Origin of the sequence: Halomarina salina (assembly GCF_023074835.1) — an archaeon.
In the GTDB taxonomy this organism is placed as follows: Archaea; Halobacteriota; Halobacteria; order Halobacteriales; family Haloarculaceae; genus Halomarina; species Halomarina salina.
Genome location: NZ_JALLGW010000003.1, coordinates 69,890 through 87,639, shown reverse-complemented (window position 1 = coordinate 87,639; position 17,750 = coordinate 69,890). Strand labels below are relative to the sequence as shown.

Genomic DNA, 17,750 nt, shown 5'->3' with positions numbered 1-17,750 from the left:
CGATGGTACCGTCTGACACGGTGGCAGCAGTACCGGTCGACCGACCGGTCAGTAGTCGGTGCGCCGGGTGAGCGAGAGGCGGTCGACTCGGGTGAAGTAGGGGCCGCCGAGGCGACCGACCGCGTCCACCTTCGCGGCGTCGACCCGGCCGTTTGTGAGCATCGCGTCGTCGACGCGGACGTACTGGACGTCGCCGAAGACGAGCGTGCTGCCGTGGATTCGCTTCGTGTCCCGAACGGTGCACTCGAGGTGTGCGGCCGCGTCCGCGACCCGGGGCACGTCGACCGTCGTCGCCGGGACGGCCTCCAGACCGACCTCCTCGAACTCGTTCACTTCCGGGGGCGCGGCCAGCGACGTCCGGTCCATCCGGTCGGCCAGCGGTTCCGTGACGAGGTTCACGACGAACGCACCGGTGTCGACGGCGTTGGTCGGCGTGTCCTTCCGTCGCTCGCCGTCGTCCTCGGCCGCGAACATCACGACCGGCGGGTCGGTGTGGACGAGGTTGAAGTAACTGTAGGGGGCGAGGTTCGTAACGCCGGACTCGTCGACGGTGCTCGTCCACGCGATGGGCCGGGGCGTCACGACGCTCGTGAGCAGACGGTGGACGCCCGACACGTCCTCTCGCAGGTCGGTCTCCATACCCGTCGTTTGGGACACCGTCGCATAGTCGCGTCGGTCGGTCGCCGCGTGGGTCCGCTCGTCTGGCGTCCGGTCAGGCGTCGCGTCCGGTCTCGGCGGCCAGTTCCTCGCGGACCTCGAACGTCCTGACCTTCCCTGTGTCCGTCCGCGGGAAGGCCTCGTCTCTGACCACGACGACGTCGGGGACCTTGTACGCCGAGATGCGCTCCGCGCAGAACTCGATCACGTCGTCGCCCGTCAGGTCGTGCCCATCGGCCGGTCGGACCGCTGCAGCGACGACCTCGTCCCGCCGGTCGTCGGGGAGGCCGACGACGACCGCTTCCTCGACGCCGGGGTGTTCGCCGACGACGCGCCGGACCTCCTCCGGGGAGACGTTGATGCCTCCGGTCTTGATCATGTCCGTGATGCGGCCCTCGAAGACGAGGCGGCCGTCGGCCTCCAGCCACCCCAGGTCGCCCGTGCGGAAGTACCCCGCCTCGTCGAACGCTTCCCGGGTCTTCTCCGGGCGCTTCAGGTACTCCCGGAACATCGTTCGACTCCGGATGCGAATCTCCCCCCGCTCGCCCGGCGCGACCTCGACGTCCGTCTCCGGGTCCTTGACGCGAACGTCGACGTTCGCCAGGGGATGACCGACCGTCTCCCGTCGCGAGCGCTCGTCGCTGTCGTGGTGCGTGATTGCACAGATGGCCGACACCTCGGTCAACCCGTAGCAGTTCAGCGCACGGTCGACGCCGTGTTCCTCTTCGAGTCGCCGTCGGACGGGCCGTGGGGCGACGGCGAGGGCGACCCGGACCGAGTCGAACGCCGCCCGGAGGTCGGTGTCGAGGCGCTCCATCGATTTGAACATGTTCCCCATTCCGTACAGCACGGTGCACTCCTCCTCCCGGACGAGGTCGACCGCCTCCCGGGCGTCGAACCGTTCCTGCACGACGAGCGTCGCCCCGTGGGCGAACGCCGTTATCGACTCGTTGCAGGCCGCGAAGCTGAAGAACAGCGGCAGCCCGAGCCAGAACCGGTCGCCAGCGTCGACGCCGAGTCGAGCGCCGATGCTGCGCGGGTTCGTCACCAGTCCGTCGTGTTCGAGCACGATGGGTTTCGGGCGTCCCGTGGTCCCGGAGGAGAAGAGGACGTACGCCTCGTCGTCCGGTTCGACCGCCTCTGCGGTCGCGGCCAACCGGTCGCCCGTCACGCCGTCCGCGCGGTCGACGACCTCGTCCCAGTGCACGGTCCACGACGGTGCGTCCCCCACCACGACGACGGTCTGGAGCACGGGGAGCACCGTGGAGTTCACGTTCGTCCCGTCGCCCTCGACGATGGCGGGGTCGACGCTCGTCAGCATCTCGAGGTAGTCGTTGTCGAGGAACGAGTCGAGCGTCACCAGCGTCGAGACGTCGGCCTGTCGGAGGGCGTAGCGGAGTTCGTCAGGTTTGTACCAGGTGTTGAGGCCGACCATCGTCGCCCCCACGCGCTCGGTGGCGTAGGTGGCGACGAACCACTCGACCCGGTTGCTGAGGAGCACGCCGACCCTGTCGCCGGTCCGGACCCCTAGCGAGAGGAGTCCACGCGCGAACTCGCGGACCCTGTCGTGCAGTTCGGCGTACGTGAGCCGTTCGTCCGCCGTGACGAGCGCCTCGGTGTCGGCGTGCTCGTCCGCGGCGGTGTCCAGCAGCTGGTTCAGTGTCGCTCCGCGCCAACTCATACCACACGTACCGGGAAGCGCCGGAAATAGCTTGTCATCACCGCGGCCGGCCGAATCAGTACTCCGGGGTCCGCCCCGCTTCGTAGGCCGCTCGTCCCTCGTCGACGTCGTCGCTCTCGAGGGCGGACACCCCGACCGCCGACTCGATGGCGAACGCCTCTTCGCGCGGGACGCGGCCGCCGCGCCGGACGATCTCCTTGATAGCGCGTATCGCGTCCGGACTGTTCGAGGCGATTCGGCGGGCGACCGCCATCGCGCGTTCGACCACCTCGTCGGCTGGCACGACGTCGTTCACGAGGCCGACCCGGTACGCGTGGTCGGCCGAGAAGAGGTCACCCGTCAGCAGGAACTCCATCGCGTGACAGTACGCGAGGTCACGGGGCAGGCGGACCGTCGACCCGGTCGCCGAACCCCCACCGCGGTTCCTGGAGGCCGAACTTGGCCTCTTCGGCCGCGATACGCAGGTCCGTCGCCTGCAGGAACTCCATCCCGGCAGCGATACAGTGGCCGTTGACCGCCGCGACGACGGGCGTGTAGATGGGGTCCCCCCGGAGCGTGAAGTCCCGGAAGTCGGAGTCGACGTCCAGCATCCGCGCGGTCTCCTCACGGGAGAACTCCTCGAGGTCCATCCCCGAACAGAACGCCTCGCCAGCGCCCGTGACGACGACGGCGCGGACGGAGTCGTCGGCGTCGGCGTCGAGGAGACAGTCGGCGACGGTCTCTCGCATCTCCACCGTGAGCGCGTTGAGTGTCGCCGGGCGGTCGAGCGTGACGACGGCGACGTGGCCGTCGCGTTCGTACTGAACCGTGTCGGACTCCGGGTCGAACATACGCGGTCGACGTCGGGCACCCTCCTCAAGATTGCCCCAGTAGCGCGGCGTGATGGTAGCCTCCGGCAGTCCGACGCCCGCTAGATTTATACGACATACCGCGGCAGTTCCCGGTACGATGCCCGACAGCTACGAGACGCGACTCTCGACGCACGACGAGGAATCGGTGACCGTTCGCGGGAAGGACCTCACGACCGAGATAATGGGAGAGATGGACTTCGGGTCCGCGTTCGTCCACCTCCTGAGCGGCGAGACGCCCACGGTCGCCGAACGGCGACTGATCAACGCGATGCTCTCCTCGCTGATGGTCCACGGCACGACCCCGCACGCCATCGCCACGCGCCTCACCCTGCTCTCGGAACCGTCGTCGACGCAGGGAGCGGTGGCGAGCGGTCTGCTCGGCGTCGGGTCCCGGTTCGCGGGAGCGATGGAGCAGTGTGCGACCGACCTCCAGGCCGTCGCTGCGGCCGACGACCGCGAGGCCGCGACGGCGGAACTCGTCGCCGCCTACCGCGAGAGCGAGAAGCGGTTCTCTGGCATCGGCCACCCCGAGTTCGACCCCGTCGACCCGCGCGCCCAGCGCCTCTTCGACCTCGCAGACGACGCCGACGTCACCGGCGACCACGTCGCCATCCTCCGCGACCTCCAGGGGGCGTTCGAGGACGAGGCGGGCCGTGACCTCCCCATCAACGTCACCGGCGCCATCGGCGCACTCGCGTCCGACCTCGGCCTGGCCCCGGAGGCCGCACGGGGGTTCGCCATCGTCAGTCGCGCCGCCGGCCTCGTCGCGGAGGTCATCGAGGAGCGTGAGTCGCCCGTCGGTATGGACGTCTGGCAGACGGTCGACGAGCGGATGACCTACGTCGAGGACTGAGCGCAGTCGATAGACGACCGAACGGCGGCTGAGACTCGGCCGCAGGGGTCAGAGCAGTCGCGCGAGTGAGCGGAGCCGTTTCGCCGTCGCGAACGGCTACTCGTACGCGAGGTTCAGTTCGAGTTCGTTGACGGTGCTGAGGAGCACGTTCGGCAACTCCTCTTCGAGCAGGTCGCCCCGGAGTCGGTGGCTCGGTCCGGAGACGACGCAGGCTCCCAGGACCCGCTCGTCGGGGTCGAGCATCGGGACGGCGACGGCGTTGAGGCCGCGCGTGCTCTCGCCCAGCGAGTACGAGACCCCCCGCTCGCGGATGGTCGCGAGTTCCTCGTCGAGCGCGTCCCGGTCGGTGATGGTCGACTCGGTCGCCCGCGGCAGGCCGTGTCTGGCGACGATCTCGTCCACTCGCCAGTCGGGGAGGTTCGCGAGGATGGCCTTCCCGGCCGCGATCTGGTGGAGGTAGAGGCGTTTCCCGACGCGAGTCCGGGTGTTGACGCCGTGCGGGCCGACCTCCCGGTAGAGGACGACCGAGCGACCGCGCTCCTCGGCGATGAACTGCACCAGCTCCTCCGTCTGTTCGCTCAGGTGCCGAACTTTCCGCTTGATCCGGTCGGCACCCGGAAACTGCTTCCGCACGTCGCCGCCGACGTCGAGGAACCGCAGGCCGAGGCGGTAGCTGTCGTCGTTCTTCACGACGAAATCCCGCTCCCGGAGCGTCGCGAGGTGTTTGTGGACGGTGCTCTTCGAGCAGTCGAGGTCGGCGGCGAGCGTCGTGACACCCGCGCCCTGGTGGCGCTGGAGTGCGTCGATGACGTCGAGCGTCGTCGTCACCGACTGGACGGTCACCCGTTCCCCCGCTCCCGTGTCGCCCCCTTCGCGTGACGATGCCATGGCACACACTCTCCTCCAGTCGCACTTAACGTTTCTTCACGAGAAATCTTCACGTGATGGACGGGAACCCGTCGCGCTTCAGGACGCGCGCGATCTGGTTCTTCTGTATCTCGTCGGTGCCGGCCGCGATACGACGACCCCGCGCCATGCGGTAGAGGTACTCCAGCGGGTGGCCCCGCTGGTAGCCGTTCGCGCCGAACACCTGCAGCGCCTCGCTGACGACACGCTCGACCGTCTCCGACGCGTAGAGCTTCGCGACCGACGTCTCCATCCGAGCGGGGATGCGTCCGGCGTCGACGGCCGACTGCGCGGCGGAGAAGGTGAGCGCACGCGAGGCCTGCAGTCGCTTGGTCATGTCCGCGAACTTCCACTCGATGCCCTGGAAGTCGGCGATGGGCTGGCCGAACTGGTTCCGGTCGCCGGCGTAGTCGAGCGCCCGTTCCAGCCCGTTCCGGGCGAGGGCGTTGGCGAGCGCACTCGACCCCAGGCGCTCCCAGTTCAGCGCCTGGAGTTGCTTCACGAACGCGTCCTCGCCGCGAGCGAGCACGTTCGCCTCGGGGACGTGCACGTCGTTCAGGAAGAACTGCGACTGGGTGTGACCGGCCATGTTGGTGAAGTGTTCGCCGACCTCGACGCCGTCGCTGTCGAAGTCGACCACGAGCGTCCCGAGTCCCTCCGGGAACTTCACCCAGAGGAGTACCGCGTCGGCGTCCCGGACGCTCGACACCCACGTCTTCTCGCCGTCGACGACCAGTGCGTCGCCGTCCGCGTCCGCGCTGGCGGGTTCGGCGGTGGTGTTCATCGCGGCGACGTCGCTGCCGGCCTCGGGTTCGCTGATGCCGACCGCGACACACGTCTCGCCGCTGGTGACGCCCGGCAGGTAGCGCTCTTTGAGGTCCTCGCTCCCGAACATCTCGATGGCTCGCGGCGCGACCATCTGCTGCTCGTAGATGTACTGCGCCGTGTCCGGACAGACGCGCCCGACAGCCTCGATGGTGAGGATGGCCGCCAGTTCGGTCATGCCCCCGCCGCCGTACTCCGTGCCGATGTTGACGCCGAGGAAGCCCCGCTCGGCGAGCGTCTCGATGTTCTCCCACGGCGTCTCGTCGCCCCACTCGAAGGCGCGCTCCGCGAACTCGTTCTCCGCGAGGTCCGAGAGCGTCTCGACCAGCATCCGCTGCTCCTCGTTCAGTGCGAGCATACCACACGTACACCCAGCGAGCGCATAAGTGACGGGGGAAGGAGCCACAGGAGCAGGGCTCGACCCGGAACGTGGCCGGCTCAAATGACGTTCCGGTCGGCGAGGTCGGCGATGTCGTCGTCGTCGTACCCGAGCGCACCGAGGACGGTCTCGGTGTGCTGGCCGAGCGTCGGTGGTGCCTGCGAGGTGTCCGTCTCCAGCGTCGAGAAGTTCACCGGGTTGCCGGGTGCCCGGAACGTCCCCAGGTCGGGGTGGTCCATCTCGGCGACCATCTCTCGGGCCTCGACGTGCTCGGACTCGGCGATGTCCGCGACCGAGTTGAGGGGCGTGCAGGGGACGTCGTGCTGACGGAGGCGCTCGACCCACTCCGCGGTCGTCTTCTCGGCGAAGATGTCGTCGAGGAGCGCGTCGAACTCCTCGCGGTTCTCCACCCGGTCGGTGAACGTCTCGAAGCGGTCGAGTTCCAGCCACTCTTCGTGGTCGAGGGCCTCGCAGAACGACGGCCAGTGCGCCTCGGTGATGACGCCGACGACGACCCAGTCGTCCGCCGTCTCGAGCGCCTGGTACGGCGTCAGGTTCGGGTGGCGCGTCCCCATTCGCTGCGGCGTCTCGCCGGTCGCGAAGAAGTTCGTGACGTGGTAGAGGAGCCACTGGAAGCTCGTGTCGAGCAGGGCGATGTCGATGTACTGTCCCTCGCCGGTCCGCTCGCGGTGGTAGAGCGCCGTGAGCGTCGCGTACGTCGCGGTCATCGCCGCCGAGACGTCGCTGATGGAGATGCCCACGCGGGCGGGCTGGTCCTCGCTGCCCGTGACGGACATGATGCCCGACTCGCCCTGGAGGACGATGTCGAAGGACTTCCGGTCGCCGTGCGGACTGTCGTCGCCGTAGCCCGAGACGTCGGTGTAAATCAGGTCCTCGTTCAGGTCGGCGAGCGTGTCGTAGTCGGCGTCGAGTCGCTCGGCGACGCCCGGCCCGAAGTTCTGGACGAACACGTCCGCCTCCGCGACCAGGTCGTGCAGGACGTCGCGGCCCTCCTCGGACGCGAGGTCGAGCGTGATGGACTGCTTGTTCCGGTTGAGGCTCACGAAGTACGCCGACAGGTCGCCGTAGGCGGGCGCGAAGTCGCGCGTCAGGTCGCCCGTCCCCGGACGTTCGATCTTGATGACCTCCGCACCCATATCGCCGAACGTCTGGGTCGCGAACGGGCCGACGAGCGCCTGTGATGCATCTACGACGACGACATCGTCGAGTGGTTGCATAGGACATAATCCGAGCGTGCCGGAATAAAACTTCCTGCCTCAGACCCCCCGCGACCGGGGAAGGTACCCGCGCTCCTGGAGTTCGTTCACCAGTCCCTCGGGCATGAGGAGGATGAGCACGATGAGCACCACGCCGAACGCGAGCATGTGGTAGTCCGAGACGTTCTGCGTGAGTATCTCCTGGGTCGGGATGAGGATGAGCGCGCCGAGCGCCGGCCCCCAGACCGTCCCGATGCCGCCCAGGACGACCAGCAGGATGAGCGTGATGGTCATCGAGATGCTGAACACCGTGCTCGGGAAGAGAAAGCCCAGCGAGAGGGCGTAGAGGCTCCCCGCGAGCCCGGTGAGCACGCCGTGGACGACGAACGCCGAGAGCTTGTACCGGAGGGGGTTGACCCCGATGGTCGACAGCGCCTGTTCGTCCTCGCGGACGGCGAGCATCCGCAGCCCGAACCGCGAGGTCGCCGTCTCGTAGGTCAGCACGAGACAGGCGAACGCGAGCACCATGAACGCGAAGTACGCCTCCGTGTTCGTCAGCGGCGCCACGTTCAGGCCGATGGAGCCCTTCAGGTACGTCGTCTCGATGAGCACGCCCTGTCTGAGTCCCTCGGCGACGAGCAGCGTCGCGATGGCGAAGTAGATGCCCGATATCCGGAGCAGGATGACCCCGAGGACGAGCGCGAACACCGCCACGAAGGCGGTGGTGCCGACGAGCGCGAGCGGCCACGCCAGGTTGAGGTAGACGACCTGGACGGCCGTGGCGTACGCCCCCAGTCCGATGAACGCGAACGGGCCGAACGTTCCGTACCCCGTGTACCCCGAGAGGAAGTTCCAGGCGTACGCGAGCGCCGCGTACATGAACAGGAAGTAGACGACCTTCATCCCGTAGGGGGTGAGACTGACGGGACCGGTGGCCAGCACCAGCGCGGCGACGACGATGATACCGTAGAAGGTCCGTCGGTCGTCGATGGGCGGCAGGTCAACCATGGAGTCGGTCCTCCGGTTCACCGAACAGTCCGTGCGGGCGCACGAGCAGGACGACGGCGATACCGAGGTACATGACGAGGAGCGCCCGGTGCGAGCCGGCGTAGTACTCCGCGAACGTCTGGAACACGCCGATGAGGACGGCGGCGACGCCCGCACCCTTGATGCTCCCCATGCCGCCGAGGACGATGACGACGAACGCGATGAGCAGCAGGTGGCGACCACCGATGGGACTGATACCGTAGGAGATGAAGTACGCCGTCCCGCCGATGCCGGCCAGCAACGAGCCGACGCCGAACGTGATGGCACGGATACGTGGCGCGTTGATGCCCGAGGCCTCCGCGAGGTCGGGAGCCTGACTCGTCGCGCGGATGGCCTGCCCGAGGGAGCTCCGGGAGAGGAACGCGAACAGCACGCCCGTGACGACGAACCCGATGCCGCCCGAGGCGACCTCCTTCAGCGACAGCCCGATGGAGGCGACGTCGACGCCCTGCGAGAGGTAGGGGATGGTCACCGTCTCCGTCGAGAAGACGACGCGGAACGTCGACTCGAGCACCAGCAACAGCCCGAACGTCAGCAACAGACTGTAGAGGTCTTCTTCGCCGACGACGTGTTCGACGAACACCCACTGGGCGGCGTACCCGACGGCGAACATCGCCGGGATGACGACGACGAGGCTCAGTATGGGGTCGACGCCGACTTCGGTGAACAGCCAGTAGGTGATGTAGCCGCCGGCCATGATGAGGCCGCCGTGCGCGAAGTTGACGACCTCCATCACGCCGAACACGAGCGCCATTCCCATCGACGTGAGCATGTAGACGCCGGCGAGCAGGAGACCGCTCGCCAGCAACGAGAGGATGATAGTTACGTCGACCACTGTCTCACCAGGGTTTCGGCCACGTGACGTCGCCTGTCGCGCGTTCCTCCGGGAAGACGAGTTGCTTCGACTTGGTGTCCTGCCACTGGAGGAGGCTCCACGGGATGCCGTCCTGGACGCCGTTCTCGTTGAACGACGCCGTCCCCGCGACCGTCTCGAACTCCGAGTTCATCATCTGTTGCTGGAGCTCCGACCCCTCGGCACTCCCGGCGTTCGCGTACGCGCCCTCGAACGTCTGGAGCGCCCCGTACGCGAGCGCCGCGTGGTAGTCCGCGGAGATCTCCTCGCTCGAACGGATGCTCTTGAACGTCTCGAGGAACTCCTCGTTCCCGGCCGTGTCGAACTGCTGCATGTACATCGTCGGGGCAGCCAGCCCTTCGACGAGGGAGCCGAGGTCGTTGCCGATGCTCGCCGCGGTCGCGGTCTGGGCGTCGACGTACTTCGGCGTGAAGTTCCGCGCTGCCATCGACCGGACCATGTTGACGACGTGGTGGGAGTAGTTCGTCGCCACGAACGACTGCGCGCCGGCCTGCTTCGCCCGGAGCATGAACGAGTCGAAGTCCGTCGTCTCGCGCGCGTGGGTCGCCGAGTAGACGACCTCGAGCCCGTTGTCGGGGGCGACCTGTTCGACGAACCGCTTCTGGCTCAGTCGCGCCCAGCCGAGGTCGACCGCGAGCGCCGCGACCTTCTTCCCGTCGTCGTGCTGGGAGAGGATGGAGCCCGCGCCCTTCCGGGCGAGCGGCGGTTCGAACATGAACATGTAGTCGAACCCCTGGTGGATCTCGTAGTTCAGCGAGCCGGTGGTGATGAGCGGTATCTGGGCGTCCTCGAGAGCGGGTGCCATCGCGCGGCTGAGCGGCGACGAGTAGGCGTTGACGACGTAGTCGACCTCGTCGTTGGCGAACTGGCTGGCGATCTCGCTCGCCTGTGACTCCGAACTCTGGTTGTCCTCCTTCCGCAGTTCGACCGATGTCCCGTCGAGTCCCCCGCTGTCCTCGACGTTCTGCTCCCACGCGTCGAACGCCGTCTCGTAGATAGAGCCGAGATTCGAGAAGTCACCGGAGAGCGGGACGGAGATACCGATGGTCAGCGAGTCACCGCCTCCGCCACCCCCGCTCAACGCGGTACAGCCCGCGAGTCCGGTGAGCCCGGCAGTCCCGAGCGCGCCGGTCGCTCTCAGGAACGTCCGTCGAGTACTGTCGCTATCGCTCGTCGACCCCCGATGGGTATGCTGGTGGTTGTCTGGCATAGCTGGTAACGCTACTTAGCGTTGTAAGGAGCCAACATAAATAACTAGCGTTGGCTGCAGGTGAAGTACGGCTCGCCGCGCGCTCACGCCGACGTCGACCCGCCGAGGTAGAGGTCGCCGAGTTCCTCGCCCTCCAGGAAGCGCTCGCTGGCACCGTCGCCGACCACTTCGCCGTTCCGGAGAACGTACGTTCGGTCCGTGTTCTCCAGCAGTACGGGAACGTTCTGCTCGATGATGAGGAAGGTGAGGTTGCGCTCCTCGCGGATGGTACCGATACGGTCGAACACCTGCTGGACGTACTTGGGCATCAGCCCGGCGCTCGGTTCGTCGAACAGGACGAGGTCGGGGTCGGCGATGAGCGCCCGCGCGACGGCGACCATCTTCTGCTCGCCGCCGCTCATCGTGCGTACCTGCTGGTGCCGGCGCTCGTCGAGCCGCGGGAACAGCTCCAGGAGGTCCTCGGCACGCTCCTCGAACGCGCTCCCGTCGACGGTGTACGCGCCCATCCGCAGGTTCTCCATCACGTCCATCTTCGGGAACGTGTTCTGGGTCTGGGGGACGTAGCCGATGCCGAGTTTCACCAGGTCGCTGGGCTGGACGTCGCCAACGCGTTCACCGTCGTAGCGGATCTCTCCCTCCCACGGCGAGAGGTACCCCATGACCGTCTTGAACACGGTCGACTTCCCCGCCCCGTTCGGACCGATGAGACCGACCACCTCGCCGCGGTCGACGTGCAGGTCGACGTCCTTCAACACCGGCACTTCGTTGTAGCCCGCTACGACTCCGTCGACGTCGAGTAATGGGTCGGTCATAGTCCGAGGTAGGATTCGCGAACCCGGTCGTCCTCGCGCACGACGCTCGGTTCGTCTTTCAGCAACTGGTGGCCGTCGACGAGGACGACGAGTTCGTCGCAGAGCGAGCTGATCTCGTCGATCTCGTGGTCCACGACGAGCACCGTCTTGCCCTCCTCCGTCCGGAGGCGTTCGAGCAGGGCGGCGATGTCGTCGACGAGGCCGGGGTTGACGCCGGCGAACGGTTCGTCGAGCAGGATGAGGTCCGGGTCGAGCATCAACGTCCGGGCGATGCCGAGCAGCACCTGCTGTCCCCCCGAGAGGTTCCCCGCGTAGTGGTGCCGGTGGTCGTCGAGTTCGACGAACGACAGCCACCGGTCGACGGCCTCGTCGACGTCGTCGTCCGGCGTCTCGACGGTCCGGAGGTTCTCCTCGAGGGTCATCTCGTCGAACACCCGTGCCTGCTGGAACGTCCGCCCGAGTCCCTCGTTGGCGATTCGGTACGGTTTCCAGCCCGTGATGTCCGTTCCCCGGAACTCGACGCGCCCCGAGTCGGGTTGTAGCAGACCCGTGATGAGGTTGAACGTCGTGGTCTTCCCGGACCCGTTCGGACCGATCATCCCCGTAATCGACTCGCTGTCGACGCTCATCGTCAGGTCGTCCACGGCCTGCTGGCCGCCGAACGACCTGCTGAGGTCGACGACATCGATGATGCCCATGTGTCTCGTATGCATACCCCTGCCAGCCGGAGCGATAAGCGTTGGGGTCGGACCGGTGACGCCGGTCTCCTCGATCGCCCGACGGTCGCCTGAGGTAAGATTAAGCCGGTCGGTTACAGACACGGTGACATGCCACTCTCGGACGTACGCGTCGTCGAGTGCGGACAGGTCATCGCCGGACCGCTGACCGGGACGTTCCTCGGTGACCTCGGGGCCGACGTCGTCAAGGTCGAACCCCACCGCGGCGAACTGTTCCGCACGGACCGTCGACAGCTCGACGGCGAACCGTTCAACCCCGGTTTCGAACTGTACAACCGGAACAAGCGGTCGCTGAGCCTCGACCTGAAGGCCGACGCCGGACAGGAGAGCCTGCACGACCTCGTCGAGGTCGCGGACGTGTTCGTCCAGAACTGGCCCCCCGGCGTCGCCGAGCGCCTCGGGGCGGACTACGAGACGCTCAGCGAGGTCAACGAGGACCTCGTCTACGTCCACGTGACGGGGTTCGGCGAGACGGGGCCGCTGGCGAAGAATCCGGGGATGGACACCGTCGTCCAGCACGTCTCCGGGTTCACGAGCCTGATGGGCGACGGCCTCGACGAGGGGCCGCCGATTCGCTCCCAGTCGTCGCTGGGGGACGTCTACGCGGCGTACAGCGCGGCACTCAGCGCCATCGCCGCGCTCCGCCACGTCGACCGGGGCGGTGAGGGTCAGAAGGTCGACGTCTCGTTGCTCGAATCGCTCGTCCACAACGTCGACGCCGCCTTCGAGTACTACAACAACCTGGACGAGGTGCCCGCCGCGGGCGGCCGGAACACGTTCAGCCAGCCCGACATGCTGTACGGGGCAGCCGAGGCCGCCGACGGCTACGTCGTCGTCGCCCTGCTCCTCTACTCCGACCGCATCTGGGAGGCGTACTGCGACCTGCTCGGCCGCGAGGACCTGCGCGAGGAGGAGCGCTATCGGACAGAGGAGGGGCGACTGGAGGACGCGTCGAAACTGTCGCGCATCTTCGAGGGCTGGCTCGTCGAGCAACCCGCCGACGAGGCCGTCGAGGCGATGAACGCCGCCGGCATCCCGGCCGCACACGTCAACGACATCCGCGAGGCGGCCGAACTGGACCACCTCGCGGAACGGGGGACGTTCGTCGACGTCGACCACCCCCGGTACGGGGAACTGACGCTCACGGACACGCCGCTCGACCTCTCGGAGACGCCCCCGTCCATCCGCCGCCACGCGCCGCTGCTCGGCGAGCACTCGCGCGAGGTCCTCGAAGAGGTGGGGTACGACGACGCGACGCTCGACCGCCTCGTCGAAGCGGGGGTCCTCGAGCAGCGCTAGGCAATGAGAGAGCGTCGGAGGACGACGACCGGCCGTCAGACGACGGCGACCGCCCGCCCCTCCACGACCGTCTCGCCGTCCTGGTCGGTGACCGTCACGTCGGCCTCGACACGGTCGCCGGCGTCGGTCTCCTCGACGGCGGTCACCGCGACGGTCGTCGTCAGGTCGTCGCCCGGCCAGACCTGCGAGACGAACCGCGTCTCGAACTCGCGGAGCCCCTGGAGGCCGAACGCCTCGCGGACGGCGCGCGAGGCGACGCCGCTCGTGAACATCCCCTGGCCGAACGGCGACTCGTAGCCCGACGACCGCGCGTGCGGTTCGTCGAAGTGGATGGGGTTGAAGTCGCCGCTCGCGCCGGCGTAACGCACGAAGTCGGCACGCTCGATTCCCTCGACGGTCCGCTCGACGGTGTCCCCGACGCTGTGGTCGCTCATTCGCGCTCCCCCTCGATGGCCCGTCCCGTCTCGATGCGGGTGTTCCAGTCCGAGACGACGTGCTCGCCCGCCGTGTCGGTGAAGTCCGTGCGGAGGACGGCGAACGTGAGCGTTCCGCCTCGTCTCCCGTCCCGTTCGAAGACATCCTCCAGCGTCGTCCGGCCCGTCAGTTCGTCGCCGAGGAGGAGCGGCCGGTCGTACTCGTAGCGCTGCTCGCCGTGGACGGTCCGCGGCTGGTGGAAGCCGAGGTCCTCGTGGAAGCCGAGTCCCTGGTCGGTATCGTCCGGCCGGTACCGCGGGAAGTACGCCGTCCGGACGAACGTGGGCGGCGCGGGAATCGTCTCGTATCCGGCGGCGACGGCGGCCCGTTCGTCGAGGTAGACGTCGGCGGGGTCGTGGATGGCGCGGGCGAACTCCGCGACCTTGCCCCGTTCGACCACGAACTCCGACACCGTCCGTCTCGTCTCACCGACGAGGCCCTGTAGCTCGTCGACCGATTTCGATGGCACCCCAGACAGTCCCGTCTCCCGTCGCAAAAATCTACCGTGGGAAACAGTTATCCGACGACTGCCAGAACCACGGCCCATGATAGGTGAAGACACATCACTCACCGAGGCGGAGCGAGAGTACCTCGAGGAGACGGTCGAGACGCTGCGCAGCGACGTGTTCGTCGGCGACCTGGACCAGGACCACTTCCGCGCGCTCGACGAGAACCGCGAGTCCGCGGCCGACTGGCAGGAGTTCGTCTCGCGGGCCGGCGACGCGGGCCTGCTCGGCATCTCGGTCCCGGAGGAGTACAACGGCGGGGGCCTGGGCGTCGTGGAGACCGTCCTCGCGGAACAGGCGCTGGGGTACGCCGGCACCATCGTCCACGCCTGTCAGGTGTCGCTGACCCAGCACATCGGTCGAACGCTGTACGAACACGGCAGCGACCACGTGCGGGACACCTACCTGAAACCGCTCCTCGACGGCGAGGTGGTGCTCGCGCAGGCGTTCACCGAACCGAGCAGCGGCACCGACATGGCTCACCTCGACACCAGCGCCCGACGCGAGGGCGAGGAGTGGGTGCTGAACGGCGAGAAGCGGTTCGTCGACTTCGCGCGCTACGGCGACCTGTTCGTCGTCCCGGCCCGGACCGGCGGCGAGGCGGGCGACCGCGACGGCCTCTCCATCCTCCTCGTCGAGGGCGACGCCGACGGTCTCTCCATCGAGATGGACCTCTCGGACTGGCACGGGTTCCGGGGGACCGGCGCGGCGTGGATACGGTTCGACGACGTTCACGTCCCCGCGGAGAACGTCGTCGGCGACCCCGGCGCGGCGTGGTCGTACCTCACGAACGAACTGAACCTCGAACACCTCACCATCGCGCGGTACTGTCTCGGTGCGGCCGAGCGCGCCCTCGAGATCGCGGCGAACTACACCGACAACCGCATCGTCAACGAGCGGCCGCTCTCGCGGTACCAGGCGGTCAACCACGGTATCGCCGACGCGGCGACGAAACTCGACGCGGCGTACCTCCTCAACACCCGCGCCGCCCGGCTACTGGACGAGGGGGGCCTCTCGGCGGGCCGGATGGAGGGGGCGATGGCGAAGGCGTTCGGGAACGACGCGGCCCACGAGGTGGCCGACACCGCGATGCAGGTGATGGGTGGGGTCGGGACGACCACGCTCTACCCCGTCGAGCGCATCCAGCGCGACGTTCGTGCGGGTCGCTTCCTCGGCGGAGCCAGCGAGGTGATGCGCAGCATCGTCCAGCACGACGCCTACGACGAACTCCGTGACGACGCGTTCGCCGGCGAGTACGTCGGTGCCGAACTGGACGGTACGCCGTGGGTCGAACAGCGATGACGGGGCCACGGCGATGACCGCACACGCCATCGGCGTGAGCGCGCTTCCGAACGGGACCTACGACGTGCCGACGTGGCAGATGGCCGCCGAAGTGCTCCGGGAGGCCGTCGACGACGCCGCCCTCGCCCTCGCCGACGTCGACGGTCTCTACATGCCCAAGCCGCGGCCCTGGACGGAGCAGGGGTTCTTCTCGACCGCACTGGCGAACCGCCTCGGTCTCGACCTCGCGCGGAACGTCGAGACCTACACCGGCGGGACGAGCGGCGGGAGCGCGTTCCGACTCGCCGTCGCGGACGTCGAACGCGGTGTGACCGACGTGGCCGTCGTCCTCGCCGCGGAGCGGAACTCACACGTCGAGACCGACGACTACCTCTCGTACATCCTCGGGACGTTCGAACGGGACCTCCAGTCACCCGTCGGGCCGACCGTCCCCGGACTGTACGCGCAGAGCCTCCAGCGCTACTGCCACGAGTACGACGTCTCCCGGGAGGCCGTCGCCGAGGTCGTCGTGAAGAACCGCGAGAACGCCGCCTCGAACCCCGAGGCGATTCGTTCGAGCGGCACCACCGTCTCGGACGTCCTCGACTCCCGGCCGGTCGCCCGCCCGTTGCGACTGTACGAGTGCCCGGCACCCTGCGACGGTGCGGCGGCCGTCGTCGTCACTGGTGCGGACCACGCCGGCCGGACCGACGGCCCGGTTCCCATCGCTGGGACCGGCTACGACCACGCACCGAGCCACTACCTCGGCGTCCGCGGCGAGTCGCTCGCCCGGCACCCGGCGATGGCGGCCGCCGCGGACGAGGCTCTCGACGACGCCGACCGCGAAGTGGGCGACGTCGACGTGTTCGAACTGTACGCGCCGTTCCCCCACACGGAGGCGATTCTCTCCGAGGAACTCGACTTGTTCGACCGAGGAGACGGTGCGCTCGCCGCCGTCGACAGGCAGACTGCTGTCGACGGGACGACGCCAATCAGCCCGTCGGGAGGGTGTATCGGTCGGGGCCACCCGGCGATGGTGTCTCCGCTGCTCAACCACGTCGAGGCGGTTCGCCAGGTTCGAGGGACCGCGGCCAACCAGGTGCGGGACGCGACGACGGTGCTGACGTCGGCCGAGCACGGGCACGTCGACGGCGTGAACGTGACGGTGTTCGGGGGTGACGACGATGCGTGAGGGTGCACTCGCCGCACCGTTCTTCGAGGCGCTCGCGGACGGCGAGTTCGCCGTCCAGCGGTGCTCGGCGTGTAGCGAGGCGTTCCTGCCGCCCTCCCCGGTCTGTCCGGTCTGTCACGCTGACGACGTGGGCTGGGAGCGGACCGATGCGACCGGGACGCTCCACGCGTTCACCGAACTCACGCGCACGCCGCCGGGATTCGACGCGCCGGCGGTCGTCGGAACGGTCGACCTCGACGTCGGGGTCCGTCTCCTCGTCCGGGTTTCCGCGGCGTACGACGACCTCACCATCGGCGAACGTCTGGTCGTCGAACCGAGTCCAGCCCCGGGAACGCTCGACCGGGGTCGGTGGTCCGACTACCCATTCTTCAGCGCGACGCTCCCCGACGAGTCGGCGTCTCCCCGCTGACACTGCGACCTCGACGAGCGGGGGCCGCTTCAGCGGACGAGCACCCTTCGTTCTACCAACTCGATCACGCTCACGAGCCGCGACCTGCCTCCTCGATTCGGCCGGAGTAGCACTGTGTTCCCGCCTGTATGCCCCCCACCACACGCCGCTGATAGGTGCGTGCACGATACCCACTATATCAAAAGTAGTTGCACGGTCGACGTTCGGCATCAATTAGGAGCGTCCTCGGCGACGTGTCGGCAGACGACGCCCGAGCCAGGCCACGGCGTATCGGCGTGAAGAACTCAGGAGCTCCCGTGGCCGCTCTCGACCGCAGAGAGGGCTTGCATAGGCCCCTATCGATAACCGGCGAAGCGACGTTCGTACGAAAGTTTACAGAAAACTCTAGTACGACAACGCACGGCCACTTTTAGAAGCGATATTTGGCGATGGCCGGCCTGATCGCCGTAGAAGATATCGCTCATTCGCTTCAGAATCCCGTTGGCGAGTGTTGCTACGGAGTACCACGTCAACCGATCTCGTCCACGAATCGTGTTATCA

Annotated in this window: 17 protein-coding genes and 1 pseudogene; 5 read left to right on the top strand and 13 right to left on the bottom strand. The window is 67.8% G+C overall.

Translation table 11 applies throughout. The annotated features are described in order from the left end of the window. Nucleotides 1-48: 48 nt before the first annotated feature. From MX571_RS19730 to MX571_RS19720, 3 genes and pseudogenes are all read right to left on the bottom strand, one after another. A complete protein-coding gene (locus MX571_RS19730) occupies nucleotides 49-639 on the bottom strand; it encodes a flavin reductase family protein (RefSeq protein ID WP_247420511.1) in 591 nt (196 codons plus the stop codon). Nucleotides 640-712: 73 nt separating this feature from the next. After that, nucleotides 713-2,338 carry a class I adenylate-forming enzyme family protein gene (locus tag MX571_RS19725; protein WP_247420509.1) on the bottom strand — a complete coding sequence of 542 codons (1,626 nt, stop codon included), beginning with the start codon at nucleotides 2,336-2,338 and terminating at the stop codon, nucleotides 713-715. Nucleotides 2,339-2,393: 55 nt separating this feature from the next. Continuing rightward, a pseudogene (locus tag MX571_RS19720) lies at nucleotides 2,394-3,168 on the bottom strand (enoyl-CoA hydratase/isomerase family protein). Nucleotides 3,169-3,286: 118 nt separating this feature from the next. Here MX571_RS19720 and MX571_RS19715 point away from each other — a divergent pair. Next, nucleotides 3,287-4,042 (top strand): citryl-CoA lyase, encoded by a 756-nt coding sequence (locus tag MX571_RS19715; protein ID WP_247420506.1) that lies wholly within the window; start codon nucleotides 3,287-3,289, stop codon nucleotides 4,040-4,042. A gap of 96 nt (nucleotides 4,043-4,138) precedes the next feature. On the opposite strand, the gene MX571_RS19710 is transcribed toward MX571_RS19715, so the two are convergent. The 8 genes from MX571_RS19710 to MX571_RS19675 all read right to left on the bottom strand — a co-directional run bounded on the left by MX571_RS19710 (nucleotide 4,139) and on the right by MX571_RS19675 (nucleotide 12,025). Next, complete coding sequence (locus tag MX571_RS19710; RefSeq protein ID WP_247420504.1) at nucleotides 4,139-4,930, bottom strand: IclR family transcriptional regulator; 792 nt, start codon at nucleotides 4,928-4,930, stop codon at nucleotides 4,139-4,141. Nucleotides 4,931-4,979: 49 nt separating this feature from the next. Next, nucleotides 4,980-6,131, bottom strand: coding sequence for an acyl-CoA dehydrogenase family protein (locus MX571_RS19705; RefSeq protein WP_247420502.1), 1,152 nt, complete (start codon nucleotides 6,129-6,131; stop codon nucleotides 4,980-4,982). Between the two features lie 80 nt (nucleotides 6,132-6,211). Then, entirely contained in the window at nucleotides 6,212-7,390 is a 1,179-nt protein-coding gene (locus MX571_RS19700; RefSeq protein ID WP_247420500.1) for a CaiB/BaiF CoA transferase family protein, read from the bottom strand. A gap of 39 nt (nucleotides 7,391-7,429) precedes the next feature. Further along, complete coding sequence (locus MX571_RS19695; protein WP_247420497.1) at nucleotides 7,430-8,377, bottom strand: branched-chain amino acid ABC transporter permease; 948 nt, start codon at nucleotides 8,375-8,377, stop codon at nucleotides 7,430-7,432. Beyond that, nucleotides 8,370-9,251 (bottom strand): branched-chain amino acid ABC transporter permease, encoded by an 882-nt coding sequence (locus MX571_RS19690; protein WP_247420494.1) that lies wholly within the window; start codon nucleotides 9,249-9,251, stop codon nucleotides 8,370-8,372. The genes MX571_RS19695 and MX571_RS19690 overlap by 8 nt, the downstream gene beginning before the upstream one ends. Before the next feature lie 4 nt (nucleotides 9,252-9,255). Continuing rightward, nucleotides 9,256-10,500: an ABC transporter substrate-binding protein gene (locus MX571_RS19685; protein ID WP_247420491.1), complete on the bottom strand. Its 1,245-nt coding sequence runs from the start codon at nucleotides 10,498-10,500 to the stop codon at nucleotides 9,256-9,258. An 83-nt stretch (nucleotides 10,501-10,583) separates the two neighbouring features. Next, nucleotides 10,584-11,312 carry an ABC transporter ATP-binding protein gene (locus MX571_RS19680; protein ID WP_247420490.1) on the bottom strand — a complete coding sequence of 243 codons (729 nt, stop codon included), beginning with the start codon at nucleotides 11,310-11,312 and terminating at the stop codon, nucleotides 10,584-10,586. Then, nucleotides 11,309-12,025, bottom strand: coding sequence for an ABC transporter ATP-binding protein (locus tag MX571_RS19675; protein ID WP_247420486.1), 717 nt, complete (start codon nucleotides 12,023-12,025; stop codon nucleotides 11,309-11,311). The genes MX571_RS19680 and MX571_RS19675 overlap by 4 nt, the downstream gene beginning before the upstream one ends. 114 nt (nucleotides 12,026-12,139) lie before the next feature. Between MX571_RS19675 and MX571_RS19670 the strand changes: the two genes are divergently transcribed. Beyond that, on the top strand, nucleotides 12,140-13,348 hold the full coding sequence (locus MX571_RS19670) for a CaiB/BaiF CoA transferase family protein (protein WP_247420483.1): 1,209 nt from the start codon (nucleotides 12,140-12,142) through the stop codon (nucleotides 13,346-13,348). A 35-nt stretch (nucleotides 13,349-13,383) separates the two neighbouring features. Here the strand turns inward: MX571_RS19670 and MX571_RS19665 are convergent, their stop codons facing one another. Together MX571_RS19665 and MX571_RS19660 are read right to left on the bottom strand one after the other, a co-directional pair. After that, nucleotides 13,384-13,782, bottom strand: a complete 399-nt coding sequence (locus MX571_RS19665; RefSeq protein ID WP_247420480.1) for a MaoC family dehydratase — start codon at nucleotides 13,780-13,782, stop codon at nucleotides 13,384-13,386. Further along, nucleotides 13,779-14,291, bottom strand: a complete 513-nt coding sequence (locus MX571_RS19660; RefSeq protein ID WP_247420477.1) for an FAS1-like dehydratase domain-containing protein — start codon at nucleotides 14,289-14,291, stop codon at nucleotides 13,779-13,781. The genes MX571_RS19665 and MX571_RS19660 overlap by 4 nt, the downstream gene beginning before the upstream one ends. A 76-nt stretch (nucleotides 14,292-14,367) precedes the next feature. Between MX571_RS19660 and MX571_RS19655 the strand changes: the two genes are divergently transcribed. From MX571_RS19655 to MX571_RS19645, 3 genes are read left to right on the top strand one after another with little or no spacing between them, the layout of a single operon-like run. Continuing rightward, nucleotides 14,368-15,630, top strand: coding sequence for an acyl-CoA dehydrogenase family protein (locus MX571_RS19655; protein ID WP_247420473.1), 1,263 nt, complete (start codon nucleotides 14,368-14,370; stop codon nucleotides 15,628-15,630). Beyond that, nucleotides 15,560-16,801, top strand: coding sequence for a thiolase family protein (locus tag MX571_RS19650; RefSeq protein WP_247420471.1), 1,242 nt, complete (start codon nucleotides 15,560-15,562; stop codon nucleotides 16,799-16,801). The genes MX571_RS19655 and MX571_RS19650 overlap by 71 nt, the downstream gene beginning before the upstream one ends. Then, complete coding sequence (locus MX571_RS19645) at nucleotides 16,794-17,210, top strand: Zn-ribbon domain-containing OB-fold protein (RefSeq protein ID WP_247420469.1); 417 nt, start codon at nucleotides 16,794-16,796, stop codon at nucleotides 17,208-17,210. Before MX571_RS19650 ends, MX571_RS19645 begins: the two co-directional genes overlap by 8 nt. Nucleotides 17,211-17,750: the final 540 nt, after the last annotated feature.

What these genes read in the sequence shown, in the direction of transcription:
- MX571_RS19715 (WP_247420506.1), top strand. Translation starts at nt 3,287, where the DNA reads ATGCCCGACAGCTACGAGACGCGACTCTCGACGCACGACGAGGAATCG.
- MX571_RS19695 (WP_247420497.1), bottom strand. Translation starts at nt 8,377, where the DNA reads ATGGTTGACCTGCCGCCCATCGACGACCGACGGACCTTCTACGGTATC.
- MX571_RS19675 (WP_247420486.1), bottom strand. Translation starts at nt 12,025, where the DNA reads ATGCATACGAGACACATGGGCATCATCGATGTCGTCGACCTCAGCAGG.
- MX571_RS19665 (WP_247420480.1), bottom strand. Translation starts at nt 13,782, where the DNA reads ATGAGCGACCACAGCGTCGGGGACACCGTCGAGCGGACCGTCGAGGGA.
- MX571_RS19685 (WP_247420491.1), bottom strand. Translation starts at nt 10,500, where the DNA reads ATGCCAGACAACCACCAGCATACCCATCGGGGGTCGACGAGCGATAGC.
- MX571_RS19710 (WP_247420504.1), bottom strand. Translation starts at nt 4,930, where the DNA reads ATGGCATCGTCACGCGAAGGGGGCGACACGGGAGCGGGGGAACGGGTG.
- MX571_RS19700 (WP_247420500.1), bottom strand. Translation starts at nt 7,390, where the DNA reads ATGCAACCACTCGACGATGTCGTCGTCGTAGATGCATCACAGGCGCTC.
- MX571_RS19725 (WP_247420509.1), bottom strand. Translation starts at nt 2,338, where the DNA reads ATGAGTTGGCGCGGAGCGACACTGAACCAGCTGCTGGACACCGCCGCG.
- MX571_RS19670 (WP_247420483.1), top strand. Translation starts at nt 12,140, where the DNA reads ATGCCACTCTCGGACGTACGCGTCGTCGAGTGCGGACAGGTCATCGCC.
- MX571_RS19705 (WP_247420502.1), bottom strand. Translation starts at nt 6,131, where the DNA reads ATGCTCGCACTGAACGAGGAGCAGCGGATGCTGGTCGAGACGCTCTCG.
- MX571_RS19680 (WP_247420490.1), bottom strand. Translation starts at nt 11,312, where the DNA reads ATGACCGACCCATTACTCGACGTCGACGGAGTCGTAGCGGGCTACAAC.
- MX571_RS19645 (WP_247420469.1), top strand. Translation starts at nt 16,794, where the DNA reads ATGCGTGAGGGTGCACTCGCCGCACCGTTCTTCGAGGCGCTCGCGGAC.
- MX571_RS19655 (WP_247420473.1), top strand. Translation starts at nt 14,368, where the DNA reads ATGATAGGTGAAGACACATCACTCACCGAGGCGGAGCGAGAGTACCTC.
- MX571_RS19730 (WP_247420511.1), bottom strand. Translation starts at nt 639, where the DNA reads ATGGAGACCGACCTGCGAGAGGACGTGTCGGGCGTCCACCGTCTGCTC.